We start from the raw sequence: 6,182 nt of genomic DNA, 5'->3' as shown, positions 1-6,182 counted from the left end.
TTTCGAGTCGAAGTTTTCCGAAGTCACCGGCGGTGCCGGTGTGGACGTGGTGCTCAACTCGCTGGCCGGTGAGTTCACCGACGCGTCGTTGCGGCTGCTGGCCCCCGGCGGGCGTTTCATCGACATGGGCAAGACCGATGTCCGCGATGCGCAGGTCGTCGCCCGGCAGTATCGGGGAGCGCGGTATCGGGCATTCGACCTGCTCGAGGCGGGCCCGGACCGCTGCGCGCAACTGCTGACCGAGGTGGTCGGTCTGCTGGAGGACGGCGTGTTGACGCCGCTGCCGGTCACGACGTTCGACGTGCGCCGCGTCGCGGACGCCTACCGGTACGTGAGTCAGGCGCGCCATATCGGCAAGGTGGTGCTCACGGTGCCCGGTGCGCCCGGCGCCGGGCTGGCCGCGGGCACGGTGTTGATCACCGGCGGAACCGGCATGGCCGGCTCGGCGGTGGCGCGTCATTTGGTGAACCGCCACGGCGTGCGGCACATCCTGCTGGCCAGTCGTGCGGGCGCCGGCGCGGAGGGGGCCGGGGAACTGGTCGAGGGGCTGCGCGAGGCCGGGGCGGAGGTCTCCGTGGTCGCCTGCGACGTGGCCGACCGCGACGCACTGGCGGCGATGCTCGCGCGGATCCCCGGGGACCGCCCGCTGCGCGCGGTGATCCACGCCGCCGGCGTGCTCGACGACGGGTTGATCTCCTCGTTGACCCCGGACCGGGTCGATGCGGTGTTGCGTGCCAAGGCCGATGCCGCCTGGCATCTGCATTCGCTGACCCGGGATCTCGACCTCGCGGCGTTCGTGATGTTCTCCTCGATGGCAGGCATCGTCGGCACGCCGGGGCAGGGCAACTATGCGGCGGCCAACAGTTTTCTCGACGCGTTGGCCATCGACCGGCGGGCCACCGGGCTGCCGGGGCTGTCGGTGGCCTGGGGGCTCTGGGAACAGGCCTCGGCGATGACGGCGCACCTCGGCGCCCGGGACAAGGCCCGGATGAGCCGGGTCGGGCTGGCGCCGCTGTCCACCGAACAGGCACTGGCGGCGTTCGACGCCGCGCTGCTCGCGGACAGCCCCACGGTGGTGGCGTCCGGCCTGGATCGAGCCGCGCTGTCCGGCCACACCGCGGCGTTGCCGCCGCTGCTGCGTGGGCTGGCTGCCCGCCCCGCCCGGCGCGCCGCCGCCGACACCGAAGCCACCGTGTCGGTGGCCGGCCTCGGCGCGCGCCTGCACGGTCTGAGTCCCGAGGCGCGGCGGCGCGACCTGGCGAACCTCGTGTGCAGCAACGCCGCGACCGTGCTGGGCCTGGCACAGGCCTCCGACCTCGACGGCGGTCGTACCTTCCAGGAGCTGGGTTTCGATTCCCTGACGGCCGTAGAATTGCGCAACCGGCTCAAAACCGCCACCGGGCTCACCCTCTCGCCGACGCTGATCTTCGACTACCCGACCCCGACCGCCCTGGCCGAGCACCTCGACACCCAACTCGGCGCGACGACCGCTACCGCTCAGCCCGACCTGATGACGCGTTTCCACACCGTTGCCCGCGAACTGGAAGCCCTGCTTGAGCGCCCGGACTCCGGGCCCGACGACAAAGCGCAGATGTCCACCCGGCTGCGCCACCTTCTCGGCACACTGACCACCGCTGGTCGCGCCGACGACGATGTCGACGACATCCGCGACGCGACCGAAGGCGAACTCTTCGCCATCCTCGACGAGGAACTAGGCCAGTGATGCCCCAGATCTTCAGGAGTGACGATGCCGAGCACCGATAAGCAGCTCGACTACCTGAAGCGGCTCACCGCGGACCTGAGGCGCACCCGGCGCCAACTGTCCGACCTGGAGGGCAGGCTGTCCGAACCGGTGGCGGTGGTGGGGATGGGTTGCCGGTACCCGGGCGGGGTCGATTCCCCGGAACTTCTGTGGGAGTTGGTGGTCGAGGGCCGTGACGCCGTCGCTGACTTCCCGGCCGACCGCGGCTGGGACGTCGACGCCCTGTTCGATCCGGACCCCGACGCCCGCGGAAAGATGTACACGCGCCGGGGCAGCTTCCTGCACGACGCCGCCGACTTCGACGCCGGGTTCTTCGGCATCGGACCCAGCGAGGCACTGGCGATGGATCCCCAACAACGCATGATGCTCGAGATCTCGTGGGAAGCCCTGGAGCGGGCCGGGATTGACCCGCTGGGGCTGCGCGGCTCGGCGACCGGCGTGTTCGCCGGGGTCATCCACGCCGGATACGGCGGCGAGGTCAAAGGGGAGTTGGAGGGCTACGGGCTCACCGGATCGACGTTGAGCGTGGCGTCAGGCCGGGTGTCCTACGTGCTGGGGCTGGAAGGCCCCGCGGTGTCCGTGGATACGGCGTGTTCGTCGTCTCTGGTGGCGATGCATCTGGCGGCGCAGTCGCTGCGCTCGGGCGAGTGCGACCTGGCGCTGGCCGGCGGCGTGACGGTGATGGCGACTCCCGCGGCGTTCGTCGAGTTCAGCCGGCAGCGTGCGCTGGCCGCCGACGGCCGGTGCAAGGTGTATGCCGGCGCCGCGGACGGCACCTCGTGGTCGGAGGGCGCGGGCGTACTGGTGCTGGAGCGGTTGGCCGACGCGCGGCGGCTGGGCCACCCGGTGCTGGCGGTGCTGCGGGGTTCGGCGGTCAACCAGGACGGCGCCTCCAACGGCTTGACCGCCCCCAACGGGCCGTCGCAGCAACGGGTGATCCGGGCGGCGCTGGCCAACGCGGGGCTGACCGCCGCCGACGTGGACGTGGTGGAGGGCCACGGAACCGGAACCGTGCTGGGTGATCCGATCGAGATCCAGGCACTTCTGGCGACCTACGGGCAGGGCCGGCCGCCGGATCGGCCGTTGTGGCTGGGATCGATCAAATCCAATATCGGTCACTCCTCGGCCGCCGCCGGGGTGGCCGGGGTGATCAAGATGATCCAGGCGATTCGTCAGGGGGTGATCCCGCAGACCCTGCACGTGGATGTGCCGACGCCGCATGTGGATTGGACGGCGGGCGCGGTGTCGTTGCTGACCGGGCCGCAGCCGTGGCCGGACGGCCCGAGACGGGCCGGGGTGTCCTCGTTCGGGATCAGCGGGACCAATGCGCACGTGATCGTGGAACAGCCGCCCGCGGAACCGGACAACGTTGTCGCCGAGCGGGATGACTCGCGCCCCGTGGTTCCCCTGGTCGTGTCGGGGCATTCCGGCGCGGCACTGGCCGCCCAGGCCGGGCGGCTCGCGGCGCACCTGAGCGCACCCGCCGACGTGCCCGTCGTGGACGTGGCCTGGTCATTGGCGACCACACGGTCGGTACTCGAACACCGCGCCGTCCTGGTCGGCGCCGACCGCGGCGAGCTGGTGCGCGGGCTGGCCGGTTTGGCCTCCGGTGAGACCGGTACGTCCGTCGTGGGGCGTGCGCGGCCGATCGGGAAGACGGTGTTCGCATTTCCCGGCCAGGGCTCGCAGTGGCTCGGGATGGGCGCGCAGCTGTACGGGCGGTTCGGCGAGTTCGCCCGCGCCTTCGACGAGGCCGCTGCGGCATTGGACGGTCACCTGCGCCGGCCGCTGCGCCAGGTGATCTGGGGCGACGACCCGGAACTGTTGCACAACACCGAATTCGCCCAGCCCGCACTGTTCGCCGTCGAGGTCGCGCTGGCGGCGCTGTGGCACTCCTGGGGCGTGGTCCCCGATGTCGTGATGGGACATTCGGTCGGAGAGATCGCCGCGGCCCACGTCGCGGGGGTGTTGTCGCTGGCCGATGCCGCCCGCCTGGTGGCTGCGCGCGGCCGGCTGATGGCGGAACTGCCCACCGGCGGGGTGATGGTGGCCGTCGGCGCCGACGAGGACGAGGTGGCGCCGTTGCTCACCGAGGGGGTGAGCGTGGCGGCGGTCAACGGTCCGGCGGCACTGGTGCTTTCAGGCGCGCGGGCCGCGGTCGAGGCCATTGCCGACCAGTTGGCCGCGCGCGGCAGGCGGGTGCATCGGCTGGCCGTCTCGCATGCGTTCCATTCGGCGCTGATGGAGCCGATGCTCGAGGCGTTCTCCGCGGTACTGGACGGCGTGACGGCCGGTGCGCCCCGAATGGCGTTGGTCTCCAACCTGACCGGCGAATTGGCTGATGCCGGTTACGGCTCGGCGGACTACTGGGTGGAGCACGTGCGCCGGCAGGTACGCTTCCTCGACGGAGTGCACCTGGCCGAGTCGCTGGGGACGGGGGTCTTCCTCGAGGTGGGCCCCGGTGCGGCGTTGACGGCCTCGGTGCAGCAGAGCCTGAGCGATGACCGGTCCATGTCTGTGGTGACGATGCCCAAGGACCGGCCCGAGGTCGACGCACTTCTCACCGCGGCGGGCCGGCTTTTCGCCGCCGGGGTCGGCGTGGACTGGCGCGTGGTGTTCGCGGGCCTGGACGCCCGCACGGTGCCGCTGCCGACGTATGCGTTCCAGCGGCGCCGGTTCTGGCTGCCGGCCTCGTCGGTGGGGTCGCGGGATGCGGGCGGTCTGGGATTGGTGGGGGCCGGGCATCCGCTGCTGGGCGCTGTGGTTGCGCGTCCGGATTCGGCTGCGGTGGTGTTGACAGGCCGCCTGTCGGTGGGCACCCAGCCGTGGCTGGCCGACCATGCCGTGGGTGGGGTGGTGCTGTTTCCCGGAGCGGGGTTCGTCGAGCTGGTGTTTCGGGCTGGTGACGAAGTCGGCTGCCCGGTGATCGAGGAGCTGACGTTGTCGGCGCCGTTGCTGGTGCCCGCGTCCGGCGGGGTGGCGGTACAGGTGGTGGTCGGTGCCGCCGACGAACGCGGTACTCGGATGTTCGAGGTGTATTCGGCGGCACCCGAACCGGATTCGGGGTGGACTCTGCACGCGGAAGGCGCCTTGGGCGCGGGCGCGGTGGAACCCGGCGAGGACATGGCGGTGTGGCCGCCCGTCGGCGCGACGGCGGTGGACGTCGCCGGGGCCTATGACGGGCTCGCCGGCCGCGGCTACGGCTACGGTCCCGCGTTCCGCGGCCTGCGGGCGGCGTGGCGGCGCGGAGCCGAGGTTTTCGCCGAGGTCGAGGTTCCGCGGACCGCCGATGTGGCGATGGACGGCTTCGGGATTCATCCGGTCGTGCTCGACGCGGCGTTGCATGCGCTCGGAGTCGCCGACGAGCACGCGTCCGCCGTGCTGCCGTTCTCCTGGCAGGGAGTGCGTCTGCACGCGGCCGGCGCATCGCAGGTCCGGGTGCGGCTGGCGCCGGCAGGCGACGGCGCGGTGCGGGTCGAACTGGCCGACGCGACGGGCATGCCGGTGTTGTCGGTGCGGGAATTGGCGCTTCGTCCGGTTTCTGCTGAGCAGTTGGCCGCGGCCGGCGGCCGCCCGAGCCGTGACGGTCTCCTCGAGGTGGCGTGGTCGCCGGTGTCTCCGGGTGACAACACGGCCGGTGGTGCGCACTCGGTGTGGCAGTTGTCGCACGAGGGCGGGGGGGTGATCGCCGCGGTGCACGCGGCCACCAGCGAGGCGCTGTCGGTGTTGCAGTCCAGGCTGGCCCGGGAGGAGTCGGGGCCGTTGGTGGTGTCGACCCGCGGGGCGGTGGCCCTGGCCGACGAGGGCGTCGACGACCTGGCCGGCGCGGCGGTGTGGGGCCTGATTCGCTCGGCACAGGCCGAGCACCCGGGCCGCTTCGTGCTGGTCGATTCGGATGGTTCCGTCCAGGTGGAGGCCCTGCTTGCCTGCGCAGAACCGCAATTGGTGGTTCGCGACGGAGTAGTCCACGGCGCCCGGCTGAGGCCGGTTGCTTCCCCGCCGTTGTTGCGGTTGCCCGGCGACGGCTGGCGGCTGGCCGCCGGCGGCGGCGGGACGTTGGACGACGTGATGGTGCAGCAGTGTCCGCGCGCGGAACTGGCGGCCGGGCAGGTGCGGGTGTCACTGGCCGCGGCAGGCGTGAATTTCCGGGATGTGCTGGTGGCCTTGGGCATGTATCCCGGTGCTGCGCAGCTGGGCGCCGAGGGGGCGGGCACCGTGGTCGAGGTCGCCCCGGATGTGACGGGCTTGGCCGTCGGCGACGCCGTGCTGGGGATCGTGGGGCTGGCGGGTTCCGAAGCGACGGTGGACCGGCGGTTGGTGGCGCGCGTGCCGCACGGCTGGTCGCTGACGCGGGCCGCGGGCGTGCCGGTGGCGTTTTTGACGGCGTGGTACGGGTTGGCGGATCTGGCCGGGCTGCGCT

The 6,182-nt window shown here is 72.1% G+C and carries 2 protein-coding genes; both read left to right on the top strand.

The features are described from left to right. On the top strand, positions 1–1,723 hold a 1,723-nt coding region (locus tag AC2VOK_RS20480; protein ID WP_428902077.1), incomplete at its 5' end, for an SDR family NAD(P)-dependent oxidoreductase. Positions 1,724–1,747: 24 nt separating this feature from the next. Continuing rightward, a partial coding sequence (locus AC2VOK_RS20475) for a beta-ketoacyl synthase N-terminal-like domain-containing protein (RefSeq protein WP_428902076.1) occupies positions 1,748–6,182 on the top strand: 4,435 nt, incomplete at its 3' end.

The organism is Mycobacterium sp. TH-M116, from assembly GCF_057473685.1.
Note: the sequence above shows the minus strand (reverse complement) of the source record. Positions and strands in the feature narration are given on the sequence as shown.